We start from the raw sequence: 25,364 nt of genomic DNA on the forward strand, positions 1-25,364 counted from the left end.
ATCCTTCGCTGTGGGCGGGCATGAAACTGCCGACACCGCGAACCTACCGCCGGCGGCGGCGCTCAGGCCTCCCGCGCACCGGATGAGGCCTGAGCGACGTCGGACGACGCCGGCACGGTCACGCTTCGACCGGTCTCCACCGGGCTCGCTCCCGCTGCATCTGCTCGATCTGCTCCGGGCTCAGAGCCGCCATCGCCTCCTCCCGGCGCTTGTCCATCTCGGCCCGCTCCTCGTCGCTGAGGCTCGCCGCCAGCTCCTGCCGGCGCCGGCTCATCGCGGCGAACTGCTCGGGTGTCATGCGCTGCTCCATCAGAACCATCCCCTCGATCAGATCGACGAACGCGGACACCGACGGCTCGGTGAGCTGGTCGAGCAGGCCGAGCATCCCGTTGACCCGGGTCCGCACCGCCATGGCCCGCCGGATCCGCTCGTCGGCGGCGTCGAGCTGGCGGCGCAGGATCTCCCGCGGGTCACCGGCGTCGTCGCCGAGCGTGCGGCCGACCTCGGCGAGGCTGAGCCCGAACCCGCGCAACGCCAGGATCACGTGCAGCCGGCGCACGTCGGCGCCGGTGTAGCACCGGTAGCCGGCGGCCGTGCGCGACGAGGGGACCAGCAGGCCCACCCGGTCGTAGTGCCGCAGCGCCCGCACGGTGATCCCGGTCGCCCGGGCCAGCTCGCCGACCCGCCAGAGCCGTTCTTCGCTGTCCATGGCATCGACGTTAAAGCCTGCCCTTGGGGTCGACTCAAGCCCTCGGCCGAACCGAAAAACCTCTGACCCGGGTCAGAGATCGCCGCTAGCATCGGAGAGCGTGGAGGCCGAGCAGATCGAGCAGATACGCGACTTCAACCGCTACTACACCCGCCGCCTCGGCCTGCTCGCCGATCAGTACCTCGGCCAGGACCGCCCGCTCGGCCAGGCCCGGCTGCTGTTCGAGATCGGCGACGGCTGCGATCTGCGGGACCTGCGCGCCCGCCTCGGCCTCGACTCGGGCTATCTGAGCCGGCTGCTGCGCGCCCTGGAGGAGCAGGGCCTGGTCAGCGTCGACGCGCACCCGGATGACGGCCGGGTCCGGGTCGCCCGGCTCACCGCCGCGGGACGGGCCGAGCGTGCTGATCTCGACGACCGGTCCCGGGAGCGGATCGCCGGGCTGCTGGACGGCCTCGACGCCGTTCAGCGCGACCAGCTGCTGGCCGCGCAGCAGCAGATCCACCGGCTGCTGCGGCTGGCCACGGTCACGATCGAGCACGTGCCGGGCGCCGCCGAGCAGGCCCGCGAGTGCCTGCGCCGGTACGCCGCGGAGCTCGACGAGCGGTTCGCCGAGGGTTACGACGCGGCGGCGCTGACCCCGGCCGCCGAGGTGACCGGGGAGCAGCTGCTGGCCTGTGAGGACGGCCGCCCCGTCGGCTGTGGACTCTGGACGCATCTGGAACCGGACGTCGCCGAGATCCGCCACCTGTGGGTCGCCCCGGAGGCGCGCGGGCTCGGTCTCGGCCGGCTGCTGCTCGAGCGCCTGGAGCAGGGCGCGGCCGCGGACGGTGTCGCCACCGTCCGGCTCGGCACGCACACGGCGCTGACCGAGGCGATCGGCCTGTACCGCCGCGGTGGATACCGGGAGATCCCGGATTACAGCCCGTCTCCGTACAATCAGCTGGCGTTCGAGAAGTCGCTCCAGTCCAGCTGATCGGCGGGGACGCCGACGCTGAGGCCGTAGTCCACCGCCTGCTGCCGGCCGGCGTCGTCACCGATCGGGTATCGGAAGATCCGGCCGGCGAAGACCACCACGTGCTCGCCGGCGACGCGGAAGTCCGCATACCACCCGCCCTCGGCGGCGAGCGCCCCGCTGAGGGCCTCGGCCAGGGAACCGGCGATGTCGTCCGGCGCGGACACGTCGATCAGCGTCCACACGCCCGGCTGCCCGGGCCCCGGTGTCACGGCGACCCGCTGCAACCGGGTCAGCCGCAGGTCGGGGAAGACCAGCACCGTTTCGCGAGTCAGGCTCTCCGCCACGATTCGTCCGTGCAACATGCCTGGATGCTGACACGCCGGTACGACATTCTCCCGTACCGTAATGGGGCTTTGATCCTTAAATGTCCTGGAGGTCCGGATGCGCACCTGCCTAGCTCTCGCCGTGCTGGCAGCCGCGGCCGCCGCCGGCTGCAGCTCCACCGGCGACGTCACGACGACGACCCCGCCCGCCGTGACCAGGAGTTCCGCGCCCCCCGTCGTGGCCGCCCTGGACAACGCGGGCACCGGACCCGGCGGGGCGAACAGCGCCGCCGTCGCGCAGGCCGTCACCGAGTTCCTCGGCATGCTCGGCGCCACCCAGCGCACCCAGGTCCTCCATGATCTCGGCGACGACCGGGGACGGCGGACCTGGTCCGATCATCCGGCGGCGCAGGTGCCGCGCCCGGGCATCGCGTTCGCCGACCTCAGCGGGGTGCAACGCGCCGCGGCCCTGGCCGTGCTCGCCGAGGCGCTCAGCGATCCCGGCTACTCGCAGGCCACGGCGAGCATCCCGGCCGACGCGCACCTGGCGGTCTACGGGACGCCGTCGGCGGCCGGGCCGTTCGCGATCCAGTTCGGCGGCACCCACCTGGCCCGCAACCTCACCTACCGGGGCGACCAGGTCAGCATGACGCCGAGCCTGACCGGAAACGATCCCGCCGAGGCGGCGCTGGTTACCGGCGTGATCGCCGCGCTCAGCGAGCAGGAGAAGCTGGCCGCGCAGCTGAGCACCGGCGTCTCCGACGACCTGGTCAAAGGCCCCGGCCAGGACACCACCGCCTACCCCGGGTCCGAGGGCCTGCTCGTCTCCGAACTCGGCGAGACCGTGCGGACGAAGGTCACCGCCCTGATCGCCGCGCAGACCGGCGACCTGGACCGGGCCGCCGCCGGCAAGCTGCTCGACGCCTACCGGGCCGAGTACGACCGGACCCGGCTGGCCTGGACCGACTCCTACGTGCGCGTCGACGGCCCGCACGTGTGGATCGAGGTGCTCGGCACGGTGACGGTCTTCCGCGACAAGACCAACGACTACGGCAGCAACTAACGCTGCCGGACCCGGGACAGATCGTGCGGGCGACTGGTATCGATCACCGTCGGCCGCTCCATCTCGCCGGCCCGCAACGGGGTGAGCGTCTCGTCGATCCCACTCATGATCAGCCGGGTGGCCCGCATGGCCCGCGCCCCGGGCGTCCCGGACACGCCGGACAGGTCCACCGGTGATCCGAATCGGACGTGCACGACCGGGCGGCGCAGCAGCGCCGTGAGCACGGCTCGGCCCAGCCGCTTCGGGGCCTCGTACGGGATCACCGCATGCGTCCCCCACTGCGCGACCGGCAGCACCGGGGCGCCGGACATCTCCGCCATCCGGGCCACGCCGGTCTTGCCGCGTTCCGGCCACATCGACGGGTCGAGCCCGATCCGGCCCTCCGGGTAGACCAGCACCATCGACCCCTCGGCCAGCGCCTTCGCGGCGTCGGTGAGCGCGTTCGCCGCGGTCGCGGTGTTCCGGTCGACGCGGATGTGCCCGCACCGCCGCATGATCGGCCCGACCACCGGCGTCCGGAACACCCCGCCGGTCGCCATGATCCGCGGAGTGAGGCCGATCCGGTGACAGGCGGCCATCAGCACCGCCGGGTCGAACGGGCTGACGTGGTTGGCGGCCAGCACGACCGGCCCGCGCCGGAGCGCGTCGGGCACGTCGCCGGAGACCCGCAGCCGGCACAGCGGCGCCACCACGTACGGGGCGAGGGCGAGCAGGAGACGCCAGATCCGCGGCGCCCGCCAGGTAGTCGTGTCATCCATAGAGCGGCCATGATCGCACGGCGGGAACCGGCCCCTCTATCCGCTGAAATGCCGGATTCTCGCCACCCAGATCGTCAGCGCGACCACGCTCATCACGATCCCGGCCAGGCTCACCGCATGCCAGCCGCCGGCCTGCCACAGGATCGTCGCGGCCGCCGACCCGGTCGCGCCGCCGAGGAAGTTGCCGGTCACGTACGCGGTGTTGAGCCGGCTGCGGGCCTCGTGCGACACCTCGAAGATCCGCGCCTGGTTGAGGATGCCGGCGGTCTGCGCGGCGACGTCGAGCAGCACGATCACGGCCAGCAGGAGCAGCACGCTGTTCCCGGCGAAGAACGCCAGCACGAACGACGCCAGCATCGCCAGCCACGCGACACCGACCGCGCGCACTGACCATCCTCGGTCATGCAGCCGGCCGGCTCGCTGCGCCGCGATCGCCCCGGTCAGCCCGGCCAGGCCGAACAGCCCGATCACCGCGACGCTGTAGCCGAACGGCGGCCCGCTGAGCAGGAACGTCAGCGCCGTCCAGAACAGCGTGAAGATCGCGAACTGGATCGCGGAGATCAGCAGCGTCCAGCGCACGATCGTCTCGCGGGCGGCGACGACGACCACCGAGGCGATCAGCCGCGGGTACGGCAGGTGCGCCTTCGCCTGCAGCACCGGGATCGTCCGGTAGAGCAGCGCCGCCACCAGCACGGTCAGCACCGCGGCGGCCGCGTACACGGCGCGCCAGCCGGCGACGCCGGCCACCAGACCGCTGATCGTGCGGGACGCCAGGATGCCGGTGAGGATGCCCGAGCCGACCGCGCCGACGACCCGGCCCCGGCTCTCCGGCGCGGCCAGATCACCGGCGAGCGGCACCAGGATCTGCCCGGAGACGGTCGTGATCCCGAGGACCGTGATCGCGGTCAGCAGCAGCCCGAAACTCGGGGCGATCGCACAGGCGGCCAGGGTCGCGGCAGCGCACAGCATCATGACCGGAATCAGTCGCCGCCGGTCCAGGACGTCGCCGAGCGGCACGATCAGCATGATCCCGGCCGCGTACCCGAGCTGGGTGGCCGTCACCAGCCAGCCCGCGGTCGCGGCGCCCAGGTCGGCGGCGATGAAGTCGAGCAGCGGCTGCGCCCAGTACAGGTTGCCGACCGCGGCGCCCGCCGCCACCGCGAACAGGAAGATCAGTCCCGGCGTCATGACCGGGCGGCCGGTCACGCTCTGTTCCTTCACGCACTCTCCGCGTCACTCGATCACGACGGCCGTTCCGCGCCGCCGCTCCATGATCGCGCAAGCGAGGGCGGTGGATCACCCCGAGGCCGTGTACGGCGGGCCGCCCGCCCTCACCCCGGACCCCGCAAGCCCGCGGCGTGCCGCAGCCAGACGACGACCACGCCGCCCCGTTCCTCCGGCGCTACCCGGCCAGTGCCCGTTCGGGGCAGCCACCGCGATGCGGCCGGCGCGACGATGCGATGCGCCGTCGCCGCTCCGCGAGGGCCGTCAAACCCAGCGCCCGTTCGACCGAGCCCGCCGTCCGGCCCGCTCGTGGCCCCGCAGATCCGCCTCCTCGAACAGCGCGTCTATCGTCACCGCGACCGACGACGCGTCCGGCGCTTCGATGGTCGAGCGCCCGACACCGCGATCCAGCGTCGCCCGGAAACGGCCGCTGTTGTGGCTGACGTGCCATCCCGGCAGTTCGGCGCGCAGCACCTCGACCGCCAGCTGCGGATCCTGAGGCCACGACCGCCGGCGGATCACCGCGCCGCCCCGGCAGGACGGGCCACCGCGGCCCCCGTCCCGAACGCGAAGCCACCCCGGCCGCTACCGGCCGGACGATCGCACCCCCGTGACCGCGGCAAGCCCATCACCCTCCCCGAACCAACGAACCACAAACAGTCGAAACCATGAGCCGAACCGCCGTGAACCCGACCGCCGTGAACCCGGTCCGCCTGTCACCCGTCCGTCCCGAACCGCCCGTCCGCGAGCCAACGGCACCGGCGAGGTCGTCCCCGAGCCGGCCGCGGCGGGGCGGCCCACCGCGAGCCAGCTGTGCCGACGGCGACCTACCGCAAACCGCTGCGCCGGCACGGTCGACCTCGCGACCCGACCCGACGCGGAACCGGAACCGGAACCGGCCAGGCGACCCCGGCACCGGCCCGCTCTGCCACATTCACCGATCGACCGGTACGAAGGGAGACGGCTGCCGCCCGCAGAAGGCACGGAAGTGTCCGCACCATCGCCGAACCACGGGACTGAGAGCAGAAGGAGCGCGACCAGATCACGCAGGTCGCGCGGCGGTGGCCCGCGGTCTGGACGCGCCAGCGGCCAGCGGGCGACGCCGCGCCCTCGGCGGGAGCGGCGGCCGGCACCACCCACCCCGCTGCGACATGCCCTTGATCTTGCGAAGCGCGGACGGGTGCGCGGTGAGAAAAGGCACCACCGAGCGCCGCCACCCCTACGACGGGCTACGCTCGATCACGATGCCGCGGCTGCGCGGCCTCCCGGACGAGTTGCGTGTCGTACCCGGCCTGACAAGACGACCGCCGTTGAGGTGAGTTGTCGTGGCGTGGGTTGTTCTGGTCATCTCCGGGGTGCTCGAGACCGTGTGGGCGATCGCCCTGGAGCGGTCGGCCGGTTTCACCAAGCCGGTGCCCAGCGTCGTGTTCGGCGTGGCCGTCGTGCTGAGCATGGTCGGCCTCGGGTATGCGCTGCGCACCATCCCGGTCGGCACCGGCTACGCCGTCTGGGTGGGCATCGGCGCGGTCGGCACCGCCCTGGTCGGCATGGTGGCGCTGGGCGAGCCGGCCAACCTCCCGCGGATCCTCTGCCTGATGCTGGTGATCGCGGGCGTGGCCGGGCTCAAGTATTTCCACTGAGGAGATCTAGGAGAGTTCGGCCAACCGGGCCTCCACCTCGGCGAGCTCGGCGCGCAGCCGCTCGGCCTGGGCCTGCGCCTCGGCCCGCTCCGCCGTCATGATCTGCTCGACGGCCTCCTGCACGCCCGGCACGTCGACCAGCGCCACGATCTTCAGCGCCTCGGCGGGCCGGATCACGTAGGGCCGGGCGAGCGCCTTGGCGCCCTGGTTGGCCGCCACCGTCCACTCGCCGTCGCCATAGGCCAGGGTGACCGTGAGCGTCGGGCCGGGTTTGGCCTTCGCCGGTTTCGGAGCCGCCTTGCGCGGTGCGGGAGCTGCCGTCACTTCCTTGACGCCTTCCTTGTCGGTCGCCGGCTGCGGGGCGGCGCGCGGGGGAGGAACCGGCTTGTCGATCATGAATTCGGGGCCGGTCAGCGGCGGCTCCGCGGGCGGCGGTGGCGCCGCCTTCTTCGCCGGCGCCGTCGCACCCCGCGGCGCGATCTGGAGATCGCCGGGGGAGAACGGCAGTTCGTCGCGGCCGAACCGCACCACCACGAACTCGTCCGACTCGGACCGATCCGTCAACGCCACCACCTGGCCGATCTGCCCGGCGACCTGCCCGGCAGCATCCGTGAACTGCACTTTCGGTTTGCGGCCGGCCGCCAGGGCAGTCTCGATGCCCGTCAGATCCTCCGCGCTCAGCGCCGCCATCCCCAACCACCTTCGTACGCTTGTATGAGAGCGCCCCCTTTCTACCAGCCGCCACCGACACTTTCCGGAAGCCACACGGGAATGATCATCTAAATGGCGACCGTGCCGTGACGCAGTACGCCCGGCCGGCCGGATCGGTCAGCGTCGTCCAGTCCTGCGGCACCCGCCGCACCACCGACGCGCCCAGCGCCACGTGCCGCGCCACCTCCGCGTCCACGTCGTCACACGCCAGATCCACATGCACGCCCGGCTGCCCGCCACCGGTGCGCTGCAGCAGCAGTTGCAGCGGCATCCGCGCCGGGGGCTGCAGAAACGTGAACTCGGGCAGGCTCGACGCCCGCCGCTCCCAGCGGGTCACCTCGGACCAGAACACCATCTCGCGCGCGTAGAAGGCGGCCGGCACGTCCAGGCACAACTGGTCGACGAGGCTGCTCTGCGGCCCGTCCCAGCGGATCGGGCGGGTCAGCTCCCGTTCGTACTCCCACGCCACCAGGCAGAACGTGATCCCCGACGGCGAGCGCAGCACGACCAGCCCCGGCTCCTTGACGATCACCGTCGCACCCAGCGCCACCACCTCGTCGGCCGCCGGGAACGGATCATCCACGTGCAGCACCGGATGCGCCCGCGCCGGCTCCTCGCCGACGACCTGCATCCGCAGGTAGACGTCGCCCTTCTCGGGCTGCAGCGCCACCGACCGCTGATGCCGCGCCACCAGCGCCATCCCGGTCACCGCCGACCAGAAACGTTCGGCATCGCCCGCGGTCTCCGCCGGCGTGTCGAGGAACCCGGTCACCCACCGCACGATCATGCCGCCACCCGCCCGGTACGCAGCGCGAACGCCACATCGGAGCGGCCGAACCCCTCCGCCAGCGCGGCCGCGTGCTCCCAGTCGTACTCCACCTGCCGGAAATCGACCTCCCACCGGCCGGACGCGTCGTCGACGACCGCATACCGCGCGTGCGGCGTCCCCGCCTCCATGACGTGCGGAAACGGTGCGTCGTCGTCATAGGCGGGCCAGCCGGCGCTCCCCGGATTGACGATGAGCGGGCCATCGGTCAATCGCCGCGACCCCGGCACATGGGTGTGCCCGCACAGCAGCAGCGAGTAGCGTCCGACGTCCCCGAGCCGCCCGCTCACCTCATCGTCGGTGGCGTCCCGCGCTCCGCCCCCGGGGTCGACGGTGTGCAGCAGATACTGGAGGTCGTCACGGGGTGTCCCGTGAAACGCGAGCACGTCCCGCCGTGGAGACAGCGTCTTCGGCAGCGACGCCATCCACCGCCGATGCTCATCGGTGATCAGCTCGCTGGTGACCCGGTCCGCCATGCCCTGCTTCTCCGGCGCAAAGGTCAGCACCTGCCGCTCATGATTGCCCGCGACGGTCGCCAGACCCGCCGCGATCAGCCGGTCAGCGGTCTGCGCCGGCTGCACATAACCGGACAGCAGATCACCGAGGTTGACCGTCAGGTCGACGCCGTCCTCCTCGATCGCCGCCAGCACCGCATCCAGCGCCGGCAGATTGCCATGAACATCGGAGAGCACCGCGATTCGCATCCGATCATTCTGGTAAATCGATCGCCGATCCGACTACCCGCCGTCTAGCGTGCCCTCACATGCGGCTCGTCGAGATCACCACGGAGAACTACGAGGCGGCGCTGGCCCTCACCGTGCGCCCCGACCAGCAGGACCTCGTCGAACCGGTGGTCCACTCCCTGGCCGAGGCCTACGTGTACGGCGCCCGCGCCTGGCCACGGCTGATCTACGACGGCGACGAGCCGGTCGGCTTCGTCATGGCGTTCCTCGACTTCGCCTGGGGCGCCGTCGATCCGCAACCCGAGGACCTGCGCTCCGGCCTGTGGCGCCTCAACATCGCCGCCGACGCCCAGGGCCGCGGCTACGGCACCTTCGCCGTCGACCAGGTCTGCTCCATGATCGCAGCCCGCGGCGGCACCCGCGCCTACGTCACCTACGAGCCCCGCGACGGCGGCCCCGGCCCGTTCTACCGCCGCCTCGGCTTCGTCCCGACCGGCGAGTTCAGCGAGGACCAGGTAGTCGCCGTCCGAGATCTTTAAGACCCCTGTCGCAGCGGGGCCGAGGGCGCGTCCCCGCTCACCGGTGCTCGTCAGGCGCCGCCACCACCTCCTCGTAGCGCAGCAGCGTGTCCACGAACATCCGTCGCTGGTCGGCGGTCAGCGGCTCCAGCGCACGCCGCCATGCCCGGGCGCCGGGGGAGAGCCACTCCGTGATCGCAGGGCGGCTACCGGCGCTGATGTCGATGATGCGCCGGCGGCGGTCGGTGTCGTCCTCGCGGCGTTCGAGGACGCCCTTGCGGCTGAGGTCCCCGACGAGCAGGCTCACCGTCGTCGGGGCGACGCCCAGGCGTGCGGCCAGTTCGGACACCGTCATCGCGCCGTCGAGGACCAGCAACGACAACAGCGACAGATGCCGGGGCGCCAGGTCGAACTCGCGCAACTGCTCCGGCGGCGGCATCCGCTTGGCCCGGCCCACCAGCCGCGGCATCACCAGCATCAACTCCCGGACGGTCTCGTCGGCCGCCGTTGACATGCACCCACCCCCGGATTAGCTTTGTAAACAAAGCCTTTTTGTTGTCAAACAGAGAGCGATCGTATGCCGCACCTCACCCTCCACGCACTCGACACCGACCTGACCGGCCACGAACCCGCCCTGATCGCCGCGCTCACCGACGCCATCGTCAGCGTCTACGGCGACTGGGCGCGCCCGCACGCCCACGTACGCCTCGTCGGCGTACCCACCGGCCACTGGGGGATAGACGGCATCCCCGCACCCGACCCCGCCCCGGCCATCACCTTCGGCATCCGCGCCGACGCCCTCACCCGACCCGACACCCCCGACATCCTCACTCGCCTGGCCGCCGCCCTCACCGACGCCACCGCGAGCATCCTGGGGGAGCACCACCACCCCGGCATCACCGTCGACTTCACCGGCCGGCAACCAGCCCACACCGCCATCGGCGGCCACCTCACCGCTTGACCACCCCCGGCGCGACCGGGCGTAGAGGCGACCGGCCGGGATGCGCTCACAGCCCGGGTGGCTGCCCACTGGTCCACGTCGCGCCGGCCATGCCACGGTGAGCCGGTGCCGCCCACCATCGCCGCCCTGGCCGCCGACCCGTCCCCACTGACCCGCACCGTCACGGCCCGCGGAATCCCGTTCCTCGTCCGAGCCCTGCTACCCGAGGACCGAGCCGCCCTCACCGGATTCCTCACCGGGCTCTCCGCGACCAGCCGCCGCTACTGGCACGGCGACACCGACCCCGCGGACGCCGCCGCCGACTGGATCGACGCGATCGGCCGCTACGACAAACTCCGCCTCGTCGCCCACTGCCCGGACCAGCTCACCGAAACCACTGCCCATCCACCGGACCGGCCCGCCGATCTCGCCGGCGTCATCGACCTCAGCTTCTGCCTGCCGGACGGCTACGAGATCACCCGGTACGCCGGATACGGCATCACCCTCGACCCGGCCCGCACCGTGCGGTTCGGCCCCTGCGTCGCCGACCGCTGGCAGGGACACGGACTCGCCGCCGCGCTCCTGCCCGCCGCCTACGCCGCGGCGCGCCTGCTCGGCTGCGACCGGGCGGTCCTCTTCGGCGGCGTACAGGCCACCAACCACCGCGCGCGACGCTTCTACCAGCGGCACGGCTTCACCGAGGCCGGCACGTTCACCGACGAACACGGCGACGGCGTCGACATGCTGCTCGACCTGCCGTGACTCACCTCGCCCTAACCGGGTCCGGCCTGCCCTGGTCCGGCCTGCCCGGGGCCACCCGCGAGCGGACGCAGTGAACGACGCCTCGGCGCCGGGCGCTTCCGGCGACGAATCCCCGCGGCAGCCTCGTGACCAGTCGTCACCCAGACCTGATAGCGCGCCTCGTCCTGCTCCGTCCAGACCGGAGCCGGCACACCGAGCTCGGCAGCGAGCCGATCCAAGGCCTCTTGCCTGCGAGCGATGCCGTCGTCTGTCACCTACTCACCGTAACCAGCGCTCCGGACCCCGGACAGCCCTCGAACGAGGAACAGCGGCATGTCAACCACACCCCAGGCGTGAAGATCGCTACATAGGGTAGTCGGCAGACTGCCGACCGATATGTGCCGAGCCAGGGGAGAGGCCGCCGATTCCCGGAACGGCAACCGACCCCGCCGTGGGTTACTCGCGGTCGAGGTCCTTAATCACCGCAACACCCCACGGCAGGGGGAAGCGGCCCACATCAGCGCGGGCGAAGAGGCTGACGAAAGGGCTCCCGGGCGGTGCGCCCCGCCCCAGCCCGGCGACGGAGCCGAAGTGAAGGATCCGAAATACCGGATCTCCGCCGTCACCGCCGAGAACGCCATCGTGAGCGCCCAGCGCCCCTCTCCGCACCGATAATTCCTGGGTCGATAATCTACATTATGTCAAATTAGCTTCAGGAGGGGTCAGAGGAGAGGGTCTTCAGGCGGCCGTTCCCCCGTGTCCGAGACACCTTCTCCCCTGCGTGGCCGAGACAAGCCGAGCCAGATGAGTCATGCCGCGCCTGAGGCACGAGCTGAGCGTTTTCGGTCGCAGGCACACGACGAACGGGCGGCGATGAGCAAGCCGAAGCCCGGAACGACCCTCAGGAAGGCCCCGGAAGAGTCGCCGCCTCATCGGGGCGAGCCCACCCTTCCCCGCGAGCGAGCACCAGGAGCCCCCGCAATGCTCCAAGATCGCCCTCCGCCAGGGCCAGAGCCAGGGACGGTCGACCCGCACCGCGCCGGAACAAGCCGGCGATCCCGCGACACCAAGACACCAAGACACCAATAACGGCGCACAACGATTCATCTCGACCAGCGATCAAAACCAGACTCACCAGCGCAAACACCTATAAATCATGCATAATGGTCCTTATGCATGACACTGGAATCAGGACGTACGTGGACGATTTCCTAGCTGCCCGCGCTACACGGAAGCCGTCCGTGCACACGCTGTCGGCGTACCGCCGCGATCTGAACCTGGTGTTGCGATTAGCCGAACCCGCCCCCGTCACCGTGAGTGACCTCTCCCCTCGCGTGTTGCGGACGGCGTTCGCGAGGTTCGCCGCCGACCGCGCCCCCGCCTCGGTCTCCCGCGCCTGGTCGTCGTGGAATGCGTTCTTCACGTTCCTGGTCACCGAGGGGGTGGTGGCGGGCAATCCGATGTCGGCGGTGGACAAGCCGCGGCAGGTGCCCCTCTCCCCCAAGCCGCTCAAGGGTGAGGACACCCCGGAGCTGCTGTTACGCAGCGTGAATACGAAGGATGAGCGGCAGCGGGATCCGTGGCCGGAGCGCGATGTTCTGGTGCTGGCGCTGGCGTTGTGTGCGGGGCTGCGGTTGTCGGAGATGCTGGCGCTGCGGGTGGGTTCGGTGTCGGGGCGTGACGGTGAGCGGCGGGTCGAGGTGGCGGGCAAGGGTGGCCGGCCGCGGACGGTGCCGATCGATTCCGGTCTGGACGCGGCGGTGGGGCGGTATCTGGATTCGCGGCGTGCGCGGTTCGGGCGGGCGCAGGCGGCGGCTCCGCTGCTGGTGGATCGGCGGGGTGAGGCGTTGCAGCGCGGTGGTCTGCAGTATCTGGTGCAGTCGTGTTACCGGCGGGCGGGGGTGGGTGATCGGGTGCCGCGGGGTGCGCAGTTGCATGCGTTGCGGCACACGTTCGCGACGCGGCTGGCGGAGGACGGGGCGAACGCGTCGGAGATCATGCGGTTGATGGGGCATGCGTCGCTGGCGACGTCGCAGAGCTATATCGAGGTGACGGCGGATCAGCAGCGGGCGGCGGTGCGTGCCAATCGGACGAATCGCGTGCTGCGGGAGTTGGCGTGACTTCGGTCTATGGCGAGAATGCCTGTATGGACGAACCTGAGGAGCGGTTGCGGCTGGGTCGGCGGTCGCTGTTCACGCTGGGTGCGGTGGCGGGCCTGCTGACGTTGAGCGGGTGCCCGGGCGGGGACGGCGGCGATGATGACGATGACGACGACGGCGGGGATGACGACGACTAAGGTCTGTCAGGTCTATACCTAGGTAGCTAACGGGCGCCACGGTCCGCGCGGCAGGGTTTGCCGTATGCGGGTCGTGGCGTTGTTCGTGTTGGCGGTGTGGTGTGCCGAGTGTGCGTGGGGTGGGTTCACGGTGGCCGCCTATCCGGTGGTGCTGCTGTTCCTGGGTCCGCTCTACGGTGGTGCGGCGTTGCTGATCCGTGAGGTGGCGCGGCGGCGGGGTGCGGGCTGGCCGGGGATCGTGCTGCTGGCGGCGGCGTTCGGGGTGTTCCAGGCCGCGCTGGTGGATCAGTCGTTGCTGGATCCGGGGGCGTTGTCGGGCACGGAGTTCGCGGCGTGGAATGAGGCGGCGTCGGCGACGCGGGTGTTCGGGGTGAGTGCCGAGCAGGCGTTCGATTTCGTGGGCGGGCACGTGTGGCTGAGCATCTGTGCGCCGATTGCGCTGGTGGAGGCGTGTGTCGCTCCTGCGGAGCGGGATCGTGCGTGGCTGGGCCGGGGTGTGTGGGTCACGCTTCTTGTGGTGTACGCCGGGAGCAGCGTGCTGATCTGGTCGGACTCCGGGAGGGTGGTCTCGCCGGCGCAGGCGGTGGTGGTGCTGGGGGTGTGCGGGCTGCTGGTGACGGCGGCTCTCCTGCTCCCCCGCCGCCGGGACGCGGTGGTGCCGGCGGGTGGCGGGGTGCCGCCGGTGGTGCTGGGTGTGGTGGTGGCGGGCGCGCAGGTGGCGTCGTGGTTCTTCGGCTCGCAGTGGTGGGGTGTGGGTCTGCGGGTGGTGACGCTGCTGGTGGTGGCGGTTCTGCTGGCGCGGTTCGCGGTGTCGCCGCGGCATGTGGTGGCGGCGCTGGGCGCGTGTGTGCTGGTGGCGGCGGTGGCGGCGTGGTTGTCGCCGCCGTACGAGGCGGCGGCGCCGTGGCTGATGCTGCTGAGTGATGCGGCGGTGACGGTGGTGGCGCTGGTGGTGGTGACGGTGGCTTATCACCGGGTCGCTTCCGGTGGTGGCTCGGCCTCGTGACGCGCGATGCGCAGCGGCACGTCTCCGGTGTGGTGGACAGCGTTCTGCCGGGCCGTCCCGTTGTGGGGCGGCCCGGCAGCAAGGGAGAGGGATCAGGCGAGGTTGAGGACGACCTCGACGTTGCCGCGGGTGGCGTTGGAGTAGGGGCAGACCTGGTGGGCTGCTTCGAGGACGGCGTGGGCGGTCTCTTCGCTGAGGCCGGGCAGTTCGGCTTCGATGGTGACGTTGAGGCCGAAGCCGCCGCTGGGGAGCTGGCCGATGCCGACGTCGACGGTGATGGCGGTGTCGACGAGCTGGACCTTCTGCATGCCGGCGACGCGCTTGAGGGCGCTGTGGAAGCAGGCGGCGTAGCCGGCGGCGAACAGCTGCTCGGGGTTGGTGAGGGCGCCGCCGGGGCCGCCCATCTCCTTGGGGATGGCGAGGTCGAAGTCGAGGACGCCGTCGCTGGAGCGGACGTGGCCGTTGCGGCCGTCGCCGGTGGCGGTGGCCGAGGCGGTGTAGATGGCGCTCATGCGGTTTCCTTCCGAGAGGTGTTGCGGGCTTTGTGCAGCAGGTGGTGCAGCTGGGTGAGGTCGTCGAGGGTGAGTCCGGTGGCGCAGACGAGCTGCTGGGTGAGGTCGCCGATCTGGTCGCGCAGGGCGGTGCCGGTGGGCGTCAGGCCGACGATGACGACGCGTTCGTCCTCGGCGGAGCGGTCGCGGGTGATCAGCCCCTGGGTGGAGAGGCGCTTGAGCAGGGGCGAGAGGGTGCCACTGTCGAGGGACAGGGCGTGGCCGAGGTCGCGGACGGTGGTGGGGCCGTCGTGCCAGAGCACGCGCAGGACGAGGTATTGCGGGTAGGTGAGGTGGTGCGGGTCGAGCAGCGGCCGGTACAGCGCGGTCATGCCACGGCTGGCCGCGTAGAGCTGGAAACAGATCATGTCGTCCAGTGCCGTGCTCGCCTTCATGACCAGAACCGTAGTGCCCAATTCAGTTGTGCACAACTAATCGTGGTCTCGCTAACATGCCGGAATGCGTTTCGTGAAGCTCTCCCCCGCCACCTTGACCGCGCTGATCGCCGGTGACCTCGACGCCGCGAGCGCTGCCGCCGGGCACCGGCTGAGCCCGTACCTGGCCGAGGAACGCTGGCTGTGGGAGATCCGGCTGCAGGACATCGCGGTGAACCCGGAGGCGGCCGAGTGGATCGCCCGGGCCGCGGTCAGCGAGGAGACCGGCGAGGTGGTCGGGCACGGCGGCTTCCACGGCCCGCCGGACGCCGACGGCATCGTCGAGGTCGCCTACTCCGTCGATCCCGTGCACCGCCGCAAGGGGCATGCCAAGGCGATGCTCGCGGCGCTGCTGGAACGCGCCGACGCCGACGAGCGGGTGACGGCGGTGCGGGCCAGCATCCGCCCCGACAACGTCGCCTCCCGGGCCACCATCGCCGGGTTCGGCTTCTTCAAGATCGGCGAGCAGTGGGATCCGGAGGACGGCCTGGAGGACGTCTACCTGCGATCTACCGAGGCCCGTCGAACCCGACCACCAGCGGCCGGTGATCACTGACCGGTGGGTGCGGGGTGCGCACCTGCACCACCCGGCCCAGCGCCGCTGCCCCGCGCGGATCGACGAGGACGTGGTCGAGCTGGGTCTTCGGTGACGGGGCCGGGAACGTCGCCGCCTTCGCCAGCGGTCTCCAGCCGGTGAAGGCGCGCACCGGCCCGGCCGGCATGTTGAGGTCGCCGAGCAGGACCCGCGGCGCGGGCAGGGCGCGCATCGCTCGCACGGCCGCGCGCAGCTGCCGCACATTCCATCCCGGTACGAACGACAGGTGCGTGGTGGCGACCGTCACCGGCCCGCCCGGCGTCTCCACCACGGCGGCCAGCAGCACCCGCGGCTCGTCGCGCAGCAGCAGCAACCCGCCGTCCGGCACGTAGACCGGTGAGCGCATCGGCGCGGCCGGCAGCTGGGTGATCTGCCACCGCGACACCGGATAGCGGCTCACCAGGGCGATCCCGTACTGCGGGTGGCCGATGTCGGCGCCGGCGTGCCACGGCTCCCAGCGTTCGCCCGGGGTGCCGACCACGGCGGCGGCGAACCGGTGCTCGGTGGCGCCGAGCGCGGTGGCGGCCAGCGCGGTCAGGTCGATGTTGCCGCTGCGTGGCTGCGCCCGGTCGACCTCCTGCAGGCCCAGCACGTCGGCGTCGAGGTCGGCGATCGCGGCGCTGATCCGGTCGGCGTGTACGGTGCCGTCGGACAGCGATCTGCCGTGCAGCAGGTTGAAGGTGGCCAGGCGCACAACGCCGACCCTAGCCAACGGAGTGAAGCGGATGTTCATCAAGGCGCTCTGTTGCGCCGCGACGGTCTTCGTCGTCGGCGCGATGCTCGGCATCTGGCTGCAGCGGGCCCGCCGCAGGTGATCGTCACGCTCCTGATCGCGGCGGCCGCGGCCGGCTGGGTCGACGCGGTCGTCGGCGGTGGCGGCCTGCTGCTGCTGCCGGCCCTGCTGGTCGCCGCACCGCACCTCCCCCTCGCCACCGCGCTGGGCACCAACAAGCTCGCCGCGATCTGCGGGACCAGCACGGCAGCGGTCACCTACGCCCGCCGCACGAAGATCGACTGGGGGGTGGCGGGCCCGTCCGCGGCCCTGGCCCTGATCTGTGCCGGCTGCGGGGCGGCCCTGGCCGGGGCGATCCCGGCGTCCGCGTACCGGCCGGTGGTGCTGCTGGTCCTGATCGCCGTCGCGGTGTTCGTGACGATCCGCCCGCAGATGGGCCTGCACGAGGACCCGACGAAGCGGACCCGGATCAGGCGCGGCCTCGCGGTGGCGGTCGCCGGCGGGGTGATCGCCACCTACGACGGGCTGATCGGCCCCGGCACCGGCACCTTCCTGGTCCTGGCGTTCACCACGCTGATCGGCGCGGACTTCGTGCACGGCTCCGCCATGGCGAAGATCGTCAACACGGCCACCAACCTGGGCGCGCTGATCGTGTTCGCCTACAACGGGCACGTCGCCTGGCTGATCGGCGCCGGCATGGCGGTCTGCAACATCGCCGGGGCGGTCCTCGGCGCCCGGATGGCGCTGCGCCGCGGCTCCGGCTTCGTCCGGGTCATCCTGCTCACCGTCGTCCTCGCCCTGATCATCAAGCTCGGCTGGGACCAGTACAGACTGTCCTCATGAGCGACGACCTGAAAACGCTGATCGCGCAGATCGAAGAAGAAGAACAGCAGCTGGTCTTCGACACGTTCGACGAGACCGACGCCTGGGAGCTGGGCAGCCTCCTCGTCCGGCTGGCGCGCGAGCGCACCCTGCCGGTGGCGATCGACATCCGCCGCGGCGAGCAGCAGCTGTTCCACGCCGCCCTGCCCGGCGCCACCGCCGACAACGACGCCTGGATCGCGCGCAAGGTGCGGGTGGTCCACCGGTTCGGCGCATCCAGCTATCTCGTCGGCCGCCGCCTCGCGGCCAAGGGCCAGACCCTGGGGGCCGAGCTGGGCGTGGACCCTGCGCTTTTCGCCGCTCACGGTGGCGCCTTCCCGGTACGGGTGACCGGCGCCGGAGTGATCGGTGTGGTGACCGTGTCCGGACTCCCCCAGGCGCAGGACCACGCGCTGGTCGTGGAGGCGCTGCGGGAACGGCTCGCCGCTGTCCGCTAGCTTTTCCCCGTACGGCGCAATCTGCTGAAGGCAGACGGAGCTGGCCTCGCCGCACGACGATCGGGCACGCTCGGCGCATGCGGATTCTGGTGCTCGGCGGCAGTGGTTTCGTGGGACGGGCGGTCGCGGACGACGCGATCGCCCGCGGCTTCGACGTGACGGTGTTCAACCGCGGCAGACGCGACCCGGTGCCGGGCGCGACGCTGCTGATCGGGGACCGCCTGGCGCCGGGCGGCCTGGCCGCGCTGGACGGGCACACCTGGGACGCGGTGGTCGACACCTGGTCGGCGGACGCGGCGGCGGTGGCGTCGGCGGCGTCCGCGCTGGCCGGCCGCACCGGGCACTACACCTATGTGTCGAGCCGCTCGGTCTATCACTTCGACGAGTCCGGGGCCGCCGGCCGCCTCACCGAGGACGCTCCCCTGGTCGCGGACGACGATCCCGGGTACGCCGGGGACAAACTGCGCGGCGAACGCGCGGCCGCGCGAACCGGCGGCCCGGTGCTACTGGCCCGGGCCGGGCTGATCCTGGGCCCGCGCGAGGACGTCGGCCGGCTGCCGTGGTGGCTGAACCGGCTCGCCCGCGGCGGCCCCACGGCGGCGCCCGGACCCCGTGACCTGCCCTTGCAGTACATCGACGCCCGTGACCTGGCCGCCTTCATCGTCGGTGCGGCGGCCGCCGGGCTGGCCGGGCCCTACAACGTGGTCGGCGAGTCCGGGCAGGCCACCATGGGCTCGCTGCTGGAGACCGCCCGGGAGGTGACCGGCGCGCGGGCGGACCTGCGCTGGATCTCCCCCGCCGTGATCGCCGGCGCCGGTGTCGAGGAGTGGACGCAGCTGCCGATCTGGCTGCCGCCGGGCCCGCTGCACCGCTTCATGCACGACGGCGACGTGTCCAAGGCGATCGGGGCGGGCCTGCGCTGCCGGCCTGTGCGCGAGACCGTCGCCGACACGTGGGCGTGGATGCGGTCCCTGGACGGCCCGCCGCCGCAGCGTTCGGATCGGCCGCCGGCGGGGCTGCCGGAGCAGGCGGAGGCGACGCTGCTCGCGTCCGCCTGACGAGCCGTGGCCCGGGAACGTGGCACGGTGCGTGGACTACAGCCCGCTCTCCCGGGATGCCGCGCCGGCTCAGCAGGCGGGCAGCGAGCGTCTGGCCGGTTCGTCGTGGTCGAGGCGTCCGGCGAGTGACCGCAGCATCCCGGCCGTGCCGCGGCGCAGCGGGCCGGGTCGCGGATCGGCGATGACCGGGGCGTGCGGCAGTGCGGAGTGGCTCACCCGGGTGGACACCTCGGGCAGCATCGGCAGGATCATGTCGATCATTGACCGCTCCTCTTCCTGATGCGGGCTAAACTCCTTATGCCGGTAGCATACCTCCCGTGCTACCCCCTAAACACATTTTGGTGGGAGCAATGACTGGATTCCCCGCGCTCTACGGCGGCAATACGTGCCTGGACTTCGCCAACACCGTGGACGCCCGCGGCACCGGGACCCTCGAAGAACACCTGTCCGACTACGGCGATCTGGTGCGCTGGTCGGCGTACGCGGGCCTGCTCGACGAACCCGCCACCCGCCACCTGCGCACCCTCGCCGCCGCCCGCCCGCAGGCCGCGCAGGCCAGCCTGGCCGCCGCGCTCACCCTCCGCGAGGCCATCTTCCGGATCTTCGCGGGCCTGGCGGACGGCTCGGCCCCGGCCCCCGCGGACCTCACCCTCGTGCAGCAGGGGTACGCCGCCGCGCTCGCCACCGCCCGCCTCGAACACCGCGACGGCGCCTTCGTCTGGAACCTGCCCGCCGACAACCTGCACCGCGCCTGGTGGCCGGCCGCCGTGGCCGCCGCGAAACTGCTCACCGGCGGCCCCCTCGACCGCGTCAAGGTCTGCGCGTCCGGCAACGGCTGCCGCGGCCTGTTCCTGGACACCAGCAAGAACAACAGCCGCCGCTGGTGCACCATGGACGACTGCGGCACCGAGGCCAAGATCCGCCGCCAGACGGCGCGGCGCCGCGCGACCCGCCCGTCGGCTCCGCGGCCCTGACGCCTGCCTGCGGGGCGGCGCGAATCCAGTGCGCCGCCCGTACCCCGGTCAATCCCTGGCGGCCGGGATCCTCCGGTTCGCCGCGGCCGGGCCGAAACAGGTGGTCAGGGCCGCGTGGAGGGATTCGGCGGTGGCGGCGTCCCCGCCCGGCGAGGCGGACCAGGCGACGAAGCAGTCCGGGCGGATCAGCAACGCGGTGGCGGCGGTTCCCCGCAGGCGGCCGGTGATGACCTCGACGCGGTCTCTCCAGAGGGTGGCCGTCTCGGCGTAGGCGCCGGTGCCGTCGAGCAGCAGCGGGCGGGCGGTGCGGGTCAGCTCGGCCAGCCGGATGCCGTTCATCGTCACGTCGGGGGCGGTGCTCCCGGCCAGGGGGTCGGCCGGGTCGGCGGGGTAGCGGACGTCGGCGCCGGACATCAGCGCCGCGATGTGGCCGGTCACCTCCGGTTTGCGGAGCAGCTCGGCGAACAGGTCGCGCAGGCCGGTGACGTCGTCGCCGGGCGCGATCAGGGCCTGCTGCGCGCGGGTGGACACCACGACGCGTTCGGCGACCGGGCGGCGCTCGGATTCGTAGGTGTCGAGCAGCCCGTCCGGCGCCCACCCGTGGATGGTGGCGGCCAGCTTCCAGCCGAGGTTGGCGGCGTCCTGCAGGCCCAGGTTGAGGCCCGGCCCGCCCATCGCCGGGTGCACGTGCGCGGCGTCGCCGACGAGCAGCACCCGCCGGTCCCGGTAGCGGGCGGCGATGCGGGTGTTGCCGCTGGTCAACCGGCGCAGCAGGCCGGGTTCGGCCGGTGGCTGCAGGTCGACGGCGGCGCCGAGCACCCGGGCGGCGCTGGCGCGCATCTCCTCCAGGCTCATGGGGGTGTCGTCGCCGGTCGTGGTCGCGGGCCATTCGGTGGTGGTGAGCATCGCCGGGCGGCCGGGGAACGGGGCCCAGGCGATCAGGCCGTGCGCGGTGCGGGTGTGCTGGAACGGCGCGACGGTCCCGTAGCCGGGCACGATCAGGCCGCCGGTGCCCGGGTCGATCGACGCTGCCGGTACGGACACGGTGGCGGTGCGCGAGACCGATCGGTCCGTGGTGACGCCGGGGAAGGCGATGCCGGCGAGGCGGCGTACCGCGCTGTGCCCGCCGTCGGCGCCGACCAGGAACCGGGCGGTGAGCCGGTCGCCGCCGGCGAGGTCCACCTCGACCGAGCCGGGAAGCTGGTGGATGCCGGTGACCTCGTGGCCGCGGCGCACGTCGACGCCGAGTTCGGCGGCCCGCTCGGCGAGGACGGCTTCGAGCCGGGCCTGCGGCACAACGAGCACGTAGTGCGGGTTGTCGGCGAGCATCGCCAGGTCGAGCGGGAACGCGCCGAACGTGAACGCCGGCTGCGGGCGCGGTGGCGTGGGGTCGCCGGTGAGTCGTTCGTGCAGGCCGCGGCGGTCGAGCAGGCGCACGACCTGGCCGACGAGGCCGTTGGCGCGCGGTTCGCCGGTGGGGGCGCGATGGCGTTCGAGGACGACGGGGCGGACGCCGGCCAGGGCGAGTTCGCAGGCGAGCATGAGGCCGTTGGGTCCGGCGCCGGCGACGATGACGTCGATCATTCTGGTGGGTCCCTTCCGAGGGCTGCGGAGGTGCGTGTTTGCGGGCGTGCGGGATCGCCGCGGCGGTCCGGGCGCAGGGCGGGACCGCCGCGGTGGTGGTGACGCGGCTGGGATGCGGAGGTGGGTGAGGTGCGGCCGGTGTCCGGGCGGGCGGTGCCGGTGCGGGGCTGTCCCTCGTACCGGGAGAAGGGGTCTAGCGGCGTGGTGCGGGCAGGCCGGCGGCGATCTGGGTGAAGGCGTCGGTGATGAGCTGGTCGATCGGGGCCGGTGGGTCGGCGCTGTCGAGGTAGTGCTGCATGGCGACGGCCACGGCGGCGCTGGCGGCGGCGGCGACGAGACGCGGGTACATGTCGGTGGTGAGGTCGGTGCCGGTGCGCTCGGCGATCGCGGCGGCCAGCTCGGCCTCGGCTGTCGCGACGGCGCGCAGCCGCTCACCCTGCAGGGCGGGCTCGGCGAGCATGGTGCGCACGCCGGCGGCCCATTGGGCGTGCGCGGGTGACGGCATCGCCTGAACCTCGGGGCCGGCGGTGAACTGCTCGAGCGCTGCCGCGGTCAGGGCGGTCCAGAGCGGCTCGCCGGCGGGTCGTTCGCGCAGGGCGGCGGCGGTGCGCAGGCTGCGGTCGAGGTGCCGCGACGCGATCGCCTCGGCCTTGCTGGAGAAGTAGTTGTTGAACGTGCGCGGCGAGACCCCGGCGGCCTCGGCGATGTCCTCGACGCGGACGTTGTCGTAGCCGCGCTCGGCGGTGAGGTGGATCGCGGCCCAGCCGAGCGCCGCCCGTGTCTCGGCCTTCTTGCGCTCCCGCAGTCCCGTCATGTCATCACCATACCGCTTTTTGCGTGTCCCGCAAAGATGCGTGGCACGCAAGTTTGGCGGATGTAGTAGAACGACGGAGTGACGATGCTGGACCGGCCCGCCTTCTGGGCGGTGCACCTGGGACTCGCGCTCGGCGACGGCCTGGACGCCGCACTGGCCGCGCTCTTCGGCGTTCCGCTCGGCCTGCTCCGCGGCACCTATCTGCGGCTGACCGACGACGACGGGCAGCCGGAGTTCACCGTGGCAGCCGCCCTGGCGATCCGGTATCGCCGGCAGGACGTCCGCTATCTGCTGCTGCCGCCGGACGATGAGCCGATCGTTCTCGGCGTAGCCGAAGGGGTACCCGACGGGCCCGGCCTGTCGTGGGCGGAACTCACGGGCGTGGCCTTTCGGCAGGCCGGGCCGGTGTCGCGGGCCCGGGCGTTGCTGCTGCTGGCGCCGATGCTGGGGGATGCCGGGGTGCCGCGAGGACCACTGGCGCAGGCGCTGCGCACGGTGGGTGTCACCGGTGACGCCGACACTGTCGCGGCCCGGATCGCCGCCGCACAGCCGACGACGTGGCGCACCGTGGACGGCGTCCGGTCGTGTGATCACCCGGGCAGCACCCGCAACCCGGACAGCGCCCGCGCCCTGCCGGCCCAGCAGCGCGCGAGCGTCTCCGCGCTGCTGGATCCCGGCCGCTAGACCGGCTCTCCGTCGTCACCGACGGCCCGCGCGACACGCCGGCGCCACCGGCCGGAGCCGGGGAAGGGACCAGCGGCGTTGGTGGGGGCGAGAACGCCGAACAGCCCAGGACTCGGATGAGCCTGGGCTGTTCGGCGGAACTTACCCGACCTTGTCCTTTCTGCGGCGCCAGAACGCCGTGGCCTTCTCGGCCAGACCGAGGGCTTTGGCCTTCTGAGCAAGGCTGATCAGCGTGTTGATCGCACTCAGCGCGAACAGAATGTCGTCCAGCATGTTCATGTGGTTCCTCTCTCGGTGACGGCTGCTCCGTGGTGGAGCAATCGGCAGGCCGGGCAGAGGCTCGGACTACCGGAACCGTCACTACTGGGGTTGAGCCGCGGCAATCGCTGTTCGGCTTGTCCCCGAGGGGTTTCGAGAGAGGGGTGGGCGTCGTTCCAGGGCCTTGTATCGGCGCGCCGGCTTCAGGGCTTAGGGTTCGGGGCTGGTCGGGCGGCGCCCTGTCGTGACGGTCCACCCGTCACGACAGGGCGGCTGCTGCGGGGTCAGAGGCTGGCCGCCGCGTGCCGGCCGGCGTTGCGGCCGGAGAACAGGCAGCCGCCGAGGAACGTGCCCTCCAGAGCGTTGTAGCCGTGCACGCCGCCGCCGCCGAAACCGGCCACCTCGCCGGCCGCGTACAGGCCGGGCAGCGGGGAACCGGACAGGTCGAGGGCCCGCGAGTCCAGGTCGGTCTGGATGCCGCCGAGCGTCTTGCGGGTCAGGATGTGCAGTTTGACGCCGATCAGCGGTCCGGCGGCGGGGTCGAGGATCCGGTGCGGCACCGACGTACGGCCGATCTTGTCGCCGATGTAGCGGCGCGAGTTGTGGATGCCCTGCACCTGCGCGTCCTTGGCGACCCTGTTGTGCACCTGGCTGTCCCGGGCCTCGATCTGCGCCCGGATCGCCGCGGCGTCCAGCAGCGGCTGATCGGTCAGCTTGTTCATGCCGTCGACCAGGGCCTCCAGATCGGCGGCGACCACGAAGTCGGCGCCGTGCTGCTTGAACGCCTCGACCGGGCCGGGCGCGCCCTTGCCGAACAGCCGATCCTTCAGGAAGCCGCGCCTGTCCTTGGCGGTCAGGTCCGGGTTCTGCTCCGACCCGGACAGCGCGAACTCCTTCTCGATGATCCGCTGGGAGAGGATGAACCAGGAGTGGTCGTACGGCGCGATCTCCGGGGTGGTTCGCAGATACTTCAGCGTGCCGAGGGTGTCGTAGCTGGGGAAGTACGGGGCGGGCAGCCGGCGGCCGAGCGCGTCGAACCACATCGGCGACGGCGCGGACAGGATCCGGATGCCGTGCCCGGGCCAGATCGGGTCCCAGTTCTGCACACCCTCGGTGTAGTGCCACATCCGGTCCCGGTTGACCAGCCGCGCCCCGGCCTGTTCGGCGATCCCGAGCATCCGGCCGTCCACGTACGCCGGCACCCCCGTGATCATCTTGGTGGGGGCGGTACCGAGCCGGGCCGGCCAGAACTGCCGCACCAGGTCGTGGTTGGCGCCGATCCCGCCGGTGGTGACGATGACCGCCTGCGCGCGCAGCTCGAAGTCGCCGACCACGTCCCGGTTGGAGGTGACCCCGCGCGCCGCGTCGTCGGGGGCCAGCAGCGAGCCCTGCACGCCGACGACCCGGCCGCCCTCGACGACCAGCGCGTCGACGCGGTGCCGGGAATGCAGCTTGAGCAGCCCGTTCTCCGCGGCCCGCACCGCCGACGCCGCGAACGGCGCGACCACGCCGGTGCCGGTGCCCCAGGTGATGTGGAACCGCGGCACCGAGTTGCCGTGCCCGTCGGCGCGCAGGTCGCCGCGTTCGGCCCAGCCGGCGAACGGCAGCCAGCTCAGGCCCAGCGAGGCCAGCCAGGCGCGTTTCTCCCCGGCGGCGAACTCGACGTACGCCCGCGCCCACTTCACCGCATGCGCGTCCTCGTCGTCGAGCCGGTCAAAGCCGGCGCTGTTCGACCAGTCCCGCCACGCCAGGTCGACGCTGTCGGTGATCCGGGCGCGCTTCTGCTCGGGACTGCCGACGAAGAACAGCCCGCCGAACGACCACCAGGCCTGCCCGCCGAGGTTCGCCGCGTTCTCCTGGTCGAGCAGCGCCACCTTCTTACCGGCGGTGGTGAGCTCGTGCGCGGCGGCCAGCCCGGCCAGTCCGGCGCCCACGACGATGACGTCAGCGTCCACGATCGTTCCTTC

32 protein-coding genes and 1 riboswitch are annotated in these 25,364 nt (G+C 72.1%); of the genes, 15 read left to right on the plus strand and 17 right to left on the minus strand.

All coding sequences use genetic code 11. The features are described from left to right. Positions 1–118: 118 nt before the first annotated feature. A complete protein-coding gene (locus tag EP757_RS31475) occupies positions 119–709 on the minus strand; it encodes a MerR family transcriptional regulator (protein WP_127552040.1) in 591 nt (196 codons plus the stop codon). A gap of 100 nt (positions 710–809) precedes the next feature. On the opposite strand from EP757_RS31475, the gene EP757_RS31480 reads away from it, so the two are divergent. Continuing rightward, positions 810–1,682 carry a MarR family winged helix-turn-helix transcriptional regulator gene (locus tag EP757_RS31480; protein WP_197725425.1) on the plus strand — a complete coding sequence of 291 codons (873 nt, stop codon included), beginning with the start codon at positions 810–812 and terminating at the stop codon, positions 1,680–1,682. Here the strand turns inward: EP757_RS31480 and EP757_RS31485 are convergent. After that, entirely contained in the window at positions 1,646–2,026 is a 381-nt protein-coding gene (locus EP757_RS31485; RefSeq protein WP_127552042.1) for a hypothetical protein, read from the minus strand. The two genes, EP757_RS31480 and EP757_RS31485, sit on opposite strands and share 37 nt — an antisense overlap. Before the next feature lie 79 nt (positions 2,027–2,105). Here EP757_RS31485 and EP757_RS31490 point away from each other — a divergent pair, with 79 nt between their 5' ends. After that, positions 2,106–3,050, plus strand: a complete 945-nt coding sequence (locus EP757_RS31490) for a DUF3500 domain-containing protein (RefSeq protein WP_127552043.1) — start codon at positions 2,106–2,108, stop codon at positions 3,048–3,050. Here the strand turns inward: EP757_RS31490 and EP757_RS31495 are convergent. The 3 genes from EP757_RS31495 to EP757_RS31505 form a co-directional block, all read right to left on the minus strand. Next, positions 3,047–3,808 carry a 1-acyl-sn-glycerol-3-phosphate acyltransferase gene (locus EP757_RS31495; RefSeq protein WP_127552044.1) on the minus strand — a complete coding sequence of 254 codons (762 nt, stop codon included), beginning with the start codon at positions 3,806–3,808 and terminating at the stop codon, positions 3,047–3,049. The two genes, EP757_RS31490 and EP757_RS31495, sit on opposite strands and share 4 nt — an antisense overlap. 36 nt (positions 3,809–3,844) lie before the next feature. Continuing rightward, positions 3,845–5,029 (minus strand): MFS transporter, encoded by a 1,185-nt coding sequence (locus tag EP757_RS31500; RefSeq protein WP_232050097.1) that lies wholly within the window; start codon positions 5,027–5,029, stop codon positions 3,845–3,847. A 267-nt stretch (positions 5,030–5,296) separates the two neighbouring features. Then, positions 5,297–5,554 (minus strand): hypothetical protein, encoded by a 258-nt coding sequence (locus EP757_RS31505; protein WP_127552045.1) that lies wholly within the window; start codon positions 5,552–5,554, stop codon positions 5,297–5,299. A 719-nt stretch (positions 5,555–6,273) separates the two neighbouring features. Continuing rightward, a riboswitch (guanidine-III (ykkC-III) riboswitch) is annotated at positions 6,274–6,343 on the plus strand. A 14-nt stretch (positions 6,344–6,357) separates the two neighbouring features. On the opposite strand from EP757_RS31505, the gene EP757_RS31510 reads away from it, so the two are divergent. After that, entirely contained in the window at positions 6,358–6,672 is a 315-nt protein-coding gene (locus tag EP757_RS31510; RefSeq protein ID WP_127552046.1) for a multidrug efflux SMR transporter, read from the plus strand. Positions 6,673–6,678: 6 nt separating this feature from the next. Here EP757_RS31510 and EP757_RS31515 read toward each other — a convergent pair whose 3' ends face one another. The 3 genes from EP757_RS31515 to EP757_RS31525 form a co-directional block, all read right to left on the minus strand. Further along, the gene (locus tag EP757_RS31515) at positions 6,679–7,362 is read right to left on the minus strand and encodes a hypothetical protein (RefSeq protein ID WP_127552047.1); all 684 of its coding nucleotides are present in this window, start codon (positions 7,360–7,362) and stop codon (positions 6,679–6,681) included. Positions 7,363–7,447: 85 nt separating this feature from the next. Beyond that, positions 7,448–8,170 (minus strand): VOC family protein, encoded by a 723-nt coding sequence (locus EP757_RS31520; RefSeq protein WP_127552048.1) that lies wholly within the window; start codon positions 8,168–8,170, stop codon positions 7,448–7,450. Then, positions 8,167–8,913: a metallophosphoesterase gene (locus tag EP757_RS31525; RefSeq protein ID WP_127552049.1), complete on the minus strand. Its 747-nt coding sequence runs from the start codon at positions 8,911–8,913 to the stop codon at positions 8,167–8,169. Before EP757_RS31525 ends, EP757_RS31520 begins: the two co-directional genes overlap by 4 nt. 59 nt (positions 8,914–8,972) lie before the next feature. Here EP757_RS31525 and EP757_RS31530 point away from each other — a divergent pair, with 59 nt between their 5' ends. Further along, positions 8,973–9,431 carry a GNAT family N-acetyltransferase gene (locus EP757_RS31530; protein ID WP_127552050.1) on the plus strand — a complete coding sequence of 153 codons (459 nt, stop codon included), beginning with the start codon at positions 8,973–8,975 and terminating at the stop codon, positions 9,429–9,431. Between the two features lie 37 nt (positions 9,432–9,468). Here the strand turns inward: EP757_RS31530 and EP757_RS31535 are convergent, their stop codons facing one another. Further along, entirely contained in the window at positions 9,469–9,924 is a 456-nt protein-coding gene (locus EP757_RS31535; protein ID WP_127552051.1) for a MarR family transcriptional regulator, read from the minus strand. A gap of 63 nt (positions 9,925–9,987) precedes the next feature. Here EP757_RS31535 and EP757_RS31540 point away from each other — a divergent pair, with 63 nt between their 5' ends. From EP757_RS31540 to EP757_RS31555, 5 genes are all read left to right on the plus strand, one after another. After that, the gene (locus tag EP757_RS31540) at positions 9,988–10,371 is read left to right on the plus strand and encodes a hypothetical protein (RefSeq protein ID WP_127552052.1); all 384 of its coding nucleotides are present in this window, start codon (positions 9,988–9,990) and stop codon (positions 10,369–10,371) included. 105 nt (positions 10,372–10,476) lie between these two features. Then, positions 10,477–11,112 (plus strand): N-acetyltransferase, encoded by a 636-nt coding sequence (locus EP757_RS31545; RefSeq protein WP_160165932.1) that lies wholly within the window; start codon positions 10,477–10,479, stop codon positions 11,110–11,112. Positions 11,113–12,254: 1,142 nt separating this feature from the next. Beyond that, positions 12,255–13,211 carry a tyrosine-type recombinase/integrase gene (locus tag EP757_RS31550; protein ID WP_174262464.1) on the plus strand — a complete coding sequence of 319 codons (957 nt, stop codon included), beginning with the start codon at positions 12,255–12,257 and terminating at the stop codon, positions 13,209–13,211. A 26-nt stretch (positions 13,212–13,237) separates the two neighbouring features. After that, positions 13,238–13,387 (plus strand): hypothetical protein, encoded by a 150-nt coding sequence (locus EP757_RS42990; RefSeq protein ID WP_160165933.1) that lies wholly within the window; start codon positions 13,238–13,240, stop codon positions 13,385–13,387. A gap of 73 nt (positions 13,388–13,460) precedes the next feature. After that, the gene (locus EP757_RS31555) at positions 13,461–14,393 is read left to right on the plus strand and encodes a hypothetical protein (protein WP_127552055.1); all 933 of its coding nucleotides are present in this window, start codon (positions 13,461–13,463) and stop codon (positions 14,391–14,393) included. 92 nt (positions 14,394–14,485) lie between these two features. Here EP757_RS31555 and EP757_RS31560 read toward each other — a convergent pair whose 3' ends face one another. After that, positions 14,486–14,905 carry an organic hydroperoxide resistance protein gene (locus tag EP757_RS31560; RefSeq protein ID WP_127552056.1) on the minus strand — a complete coding sequence of 140 codons (420 nt, stop codon included), beginning with the start codon at positions 14,903–14,905 and terminating at the stop codon, positions 14,486–14,488. Further along, complete coding sequence (locus EP757_RS31565; RefSeq protein WP_127552057.1) at positions 14,902–15,339, minus strand: MarR family winged helix-turn-helix transcriptional regulator; 438 nt, start codon at positions 15,337–15,339, stop codon at positions 14,902–14,904. Before EP757_RS31565 ends, EP757_RS31560 begins: the two co-directional genes overlap by 4 nt. A 64-nt stretch (positions 15,340–15,403) precedes the next feature. Between EP757_RS31565 and EP757_RS31570 the strand changes: the two genes are divergently transcribed. Continuing rightward, positions 15,404–15,934 carry a GNAT family N-acetyltransferase gene (locus EP757_RS31570; RefSeq protein ID WP_127552058.1) on the plus strand — a complete coding sequence of 177 codons (531 nt, stop codon included), beginning with the start codon at positions 15,404–15,406 and terminating at the stop codon, positions 15,932–15,934. Here the strand turns inward: EP757_RS31570 and EP757_RS31575 are convergent. Then, positions 15,888–16,667, minus strand: coding sequence for an endonuclease/exonuclease/phosphatase family protein (locus tag EP757_RS31575; RefSeq protein WP_127552059.1), 780 nt, complete (start codon positions 16,665–16,667; stop codon positions 15,888–15,890). The two genes, EP757_RS31570 and EP757_RS31575, sit on opposite strands and share 47 nt — an antisense overlap. A 117-nt stretch (positions 16,668–16,784) precedes the next feature. On the opposite strand from EP757_RS31575, the gene EP757_RS31580 reads away from it, so the two are divergent. The 3 genes from EP757_RS31580 to EP757_RS31590 all read left to right on the plus strand — a co-directional run bounded on the left by EP757_RS31580 (position 16,785) and on the right by EP757_RS31590 (position 19,083). Next, on the plus strand, positions 16,785–17,549 hold the full coding sequence (locus tag EP757_RS31580) for a TSUP family transporter (protein WP_127552060.1): 765 nt from the start codon (positions 16,785–16,787) through the stop codon (positions 17,547–17,549). Further along, positions 17,546–18,025: a heme-degrading domain-containing protein gene (locus tag EP757_RS31585; protein ID WP_127552061.1), complete on the plus strand. Its 480-nt coding sequence runs from the start codon at positions 17,546–17,548 to the stop codon at positions 18,023–18,025. Before EP757_RS31580 ends, EP757_RS31585 begins: the two co-directional genes overlap by 4 nt. 77 nt (positions 18,026–18,102) lie before the next feature. Continuing rightward, a complete protein-coding gene (locus tag EP757_RS31590; RefSeq protein WP_127552062.1) occupies positions 18,103–19,083 on the plus strand; it encodes an NAD-dependent epimerase/dehydratase family protein in 981 nt (326 codons plus the stop codon). A gap of 69 nt (positions 19,084–19,152) precedes the next feature. On the opposite strand, the gene EP757_RS31595 is transcribed toward EP757_RS31590, so the two are convergent. Then, positions 19,153–19,344 (minus strand): hypothetical protein, encoded by a 192-nt coding sequence (locus EP757_RS31595; protein ID WP_127552063.1) that lies wholly within the window; start codon positions 19,342–19,344, stop codon positions 19,153–19,155. Positions 19,345–19,433: 89 nt separating this feature from the next. Here EP757_RS31595 and EP757_RS31600 point away from each other — a divergent pair, with 89 nt between their 5' ends. Next, positions 19,434–20,057, plus strand: a complete 624-nt coding sequence (locus EP757_RS31600; protein ID WP_127552064.1) for an ABATE domain-containing protein — start codon at positions 19,434–19,436, stop codon at positions 20,055–20,057. A 48-nt stretch (positions 20,058–20,105) separates the two neighbouring features. Here EP757_RS31600 and EP757_RS31605 read toward each other — a convergent pair whose 3' ends face one another. Both EP757_RS31605 and EP757_RS31610 read right to left on the minus strand, forming a co-directional pair. After that, positions 20,106–21,641, minus strand: coding sequence for an FAD-dependent monooxygenase (locus EP757_RS31605; RefSeq protein ID WP_127552065.1), 1,536 nt, complete (start codon positions 21,639–21,641; stop codon positions 20,106–20,108). Between the two features lie 193 nt (positions 21,642–21,834). Beyond that, positions 21,835–22,455, minus strand: a complete 621-nt coding sequence (locus EP757_RS31610; RefSeq protein WP_127552066.1) for a TetR/AcrR family transcriptional regulator — start codon at positions 22,453–22,455, stop codon at positions 21,835–21,837. A 78-nt stretch (positions 22,456–22,533) separates the two neighbouring features. On the opposite strand from EP757_RS31610, the gene EP757_RS31615 reads away from it, so the two are divergent. Next, positions 22,534–23,139, plus strand: a complete 606-nt coding sequence (locus EP757_RS31615) for a hypothetical protein (RefSeq protein ID WP_127552067.1) — start codon at positions 22,534–22,536, stop codon at positions 23,137–23,139. Between the two features lie 141 nt (positions 23,140–23,280). Here the strand turns inward: EP757_RS31615 and EP757_RS42995 are convergent, their stop codons facing one another. Continuing rightward, a complete protein-coding gene (locus EP757_RS42995; RefSeq protein WP_160165934.1) occupies positions 23,281–23,418 on the minus strand; it encodes a hypothetical protein in 138 nt (45 codons plus the stop codon). Positions 23,419–23,681: 263 nt separating this feature from the next. Next, a complete protein-coding gene (locus EP757_RS31620) occupies positions 23,682–25,352 on the minus strand; it encodes an FAD-binding dehydrogenase (RefSeq protein ID WP_127552068.1) in 1,671 nt (556 codons plus the stop codon). Between the last annotated feature and the right edge of the window lie 12 nt (positions 25,353–25,364).

This window comes from Actinoplanes sp. OR16 (assembly GCF_004001265.1).
GTDB lineage: Bacteria > Actinomycetota > Actinomycetes > Mycobacteriales > Micromonosporaceae > Actinoplanes.

Bases quoted from the DNA above. Each gene is read 5' to 3' on its own strand.
- EP757_RS31475 (WP_127552040.1), bottom strand. From the start codon at position 709: ATGGACAGCGAAGAACGGCTCTGGCGGGTCGGCGAGCTGGCCCGGGCG.
- EP757_RS31485 (WP_127552042.1), bottom strand. From the start codon at position 2,026: ATGTTGCACGGACGAATCGTGGCGGAGAGCCTGACTCGCGAAACGGTG.
- EP757_RS31490 (WP_127552043.1), top strand. From the start codon at position 2,106: ATGCGCACCTGCCTAGCTCTCGCCGTGCTGGCAGCCGCGGCCGCCGCC.
- EP757_RS31495 (WP_127552044.1), bottom strand. From the start codon at position 3,808: ATGGATGACACGACTACCTGGCGGGCGCCGCGGATCTGGCGTCTCCTG.
- EP757_RS31515 (WP_127552047.1), bottom strand. From the start codon at position 7,362: ATGGCGGCGCTGAGCGCGGAGGATCTGACGGGCATCGAGACTGCCCTG.
- EP757_RS31520 (WP_127552048.1), bottom strand. From the start codon at position 8,170: ATGATCGTGCGGTGGGTGACCGGGTTCCTCGACACGCCGGCGGAGACC.
- EP757_RS31525 (WP_127552049.1), bottom strand. From the start codon at position 8,913: ATGCGAATCGCGGTGCTCTCCGATGTTCATGGCAATCTGCCGGCGCTG.
- EP757_RS31530 (WP_127552050.1), top strand. From the start codon at position 8,973: ATGCGGCTCGTCGAGATCACCACGGAGAACTACGAGGCGGCGCTGGCC.
- EP757_RS31535 (WP_127552051.1), bottom strand. From the start codon at position 9,924: ATGTCAACGGCGGCCGACGAGACCGTCCGGGAGTTGATGCTGGTGATG.
- EP757_RS31540 (WP_127552052.1), top strand. From the start codon at position 9,988: ATGCCGCACCTCACCCTCCACGCACTCGACACCGACCTGACCGGCCAC.
- EP757_RS31550 (WP_174262464.1), top strand. From the start codon at position 12,255: ATGGTCCTTATGCATGACACTGGAATCAGGACGTACGTGGACGATTTC.
- EP757_RS42990 (WP_160165933.1), top strand. From the start codon at position 13,238: ATGGACGAACCTGAGGAGCGGTTGCGGCTGGGTCGGCGGTCGCTGTTC.
- EP757_RS31560 (WP_127552056.1), bottom strand. From the start codon at position 14,905: ATGAGCGCCATCTACACCGCCTCGGCCACCGCCACCGGCGACGGCCGC.
- EP757_RS31565 (WP_127552057.1), bottom strand. From the start codon at position 15,339: ATGAAGGCGAGCACGGCACTGGACGACATGATCTGTTTCCAGCTCTAC.
- EP757_RS31570 (WP_127552058.1), top strand. From the start codon at position 15,404: ATGCGTTTCGTGAAGCTCTCCCCCGCCACCTTGACCGCGCTGATCGCC.
- EP757_RS31585 (WP_127552061.1), top strand. From the start codon at position 17,546: ATGAGCGACGACCTGAAAACGCTGATCGCGCAGATCGAAGAAGAAGAA.
- EP757_RS31590 (WP_127552062.1), top strand. From the start codon at position 18,103: ATGCGGATTCTGGTGCTCGGCGGCAGTGGTTTCGTGGGACGGGCGGTC.
- EP757_RS31595 (WP_127552063.1), bottom strand. From the start codon at position 19,344: ATGATCGACATGATCCTGCCGATGCTGCCCGAGGTGTCCACCCGGGTG.
- EP757_RS31600 (WP_127552064.1), top strand. From the start codon at position 19,434: ATGACTGGATTCCCCGCGCTCTACGGCGGCAATACGTGCCTGGACTTC.
- EP757_RS31605 (WP_127552065.1), bottom strand. From the start codon at position 21,641: ATGATCGACGTCATCGTCGCCGGCGCCGGACCCAACGGCCTCATGCTC.
- EP757_RS31610 (WP_127552066.1), bottom strand. From the start codon at position 22,455: ATGACGGGACTGCGGGAGCGCAAGAAGGCCGAGACACGGGCGGCGCTC.
- EP757_RS42995 (WP_160165934.1), bottom strand. From the start codon at position 23,418: ATGAACATGCTGGACGACATTCTGTTCGCGCTGAGTGCGATCAACACG.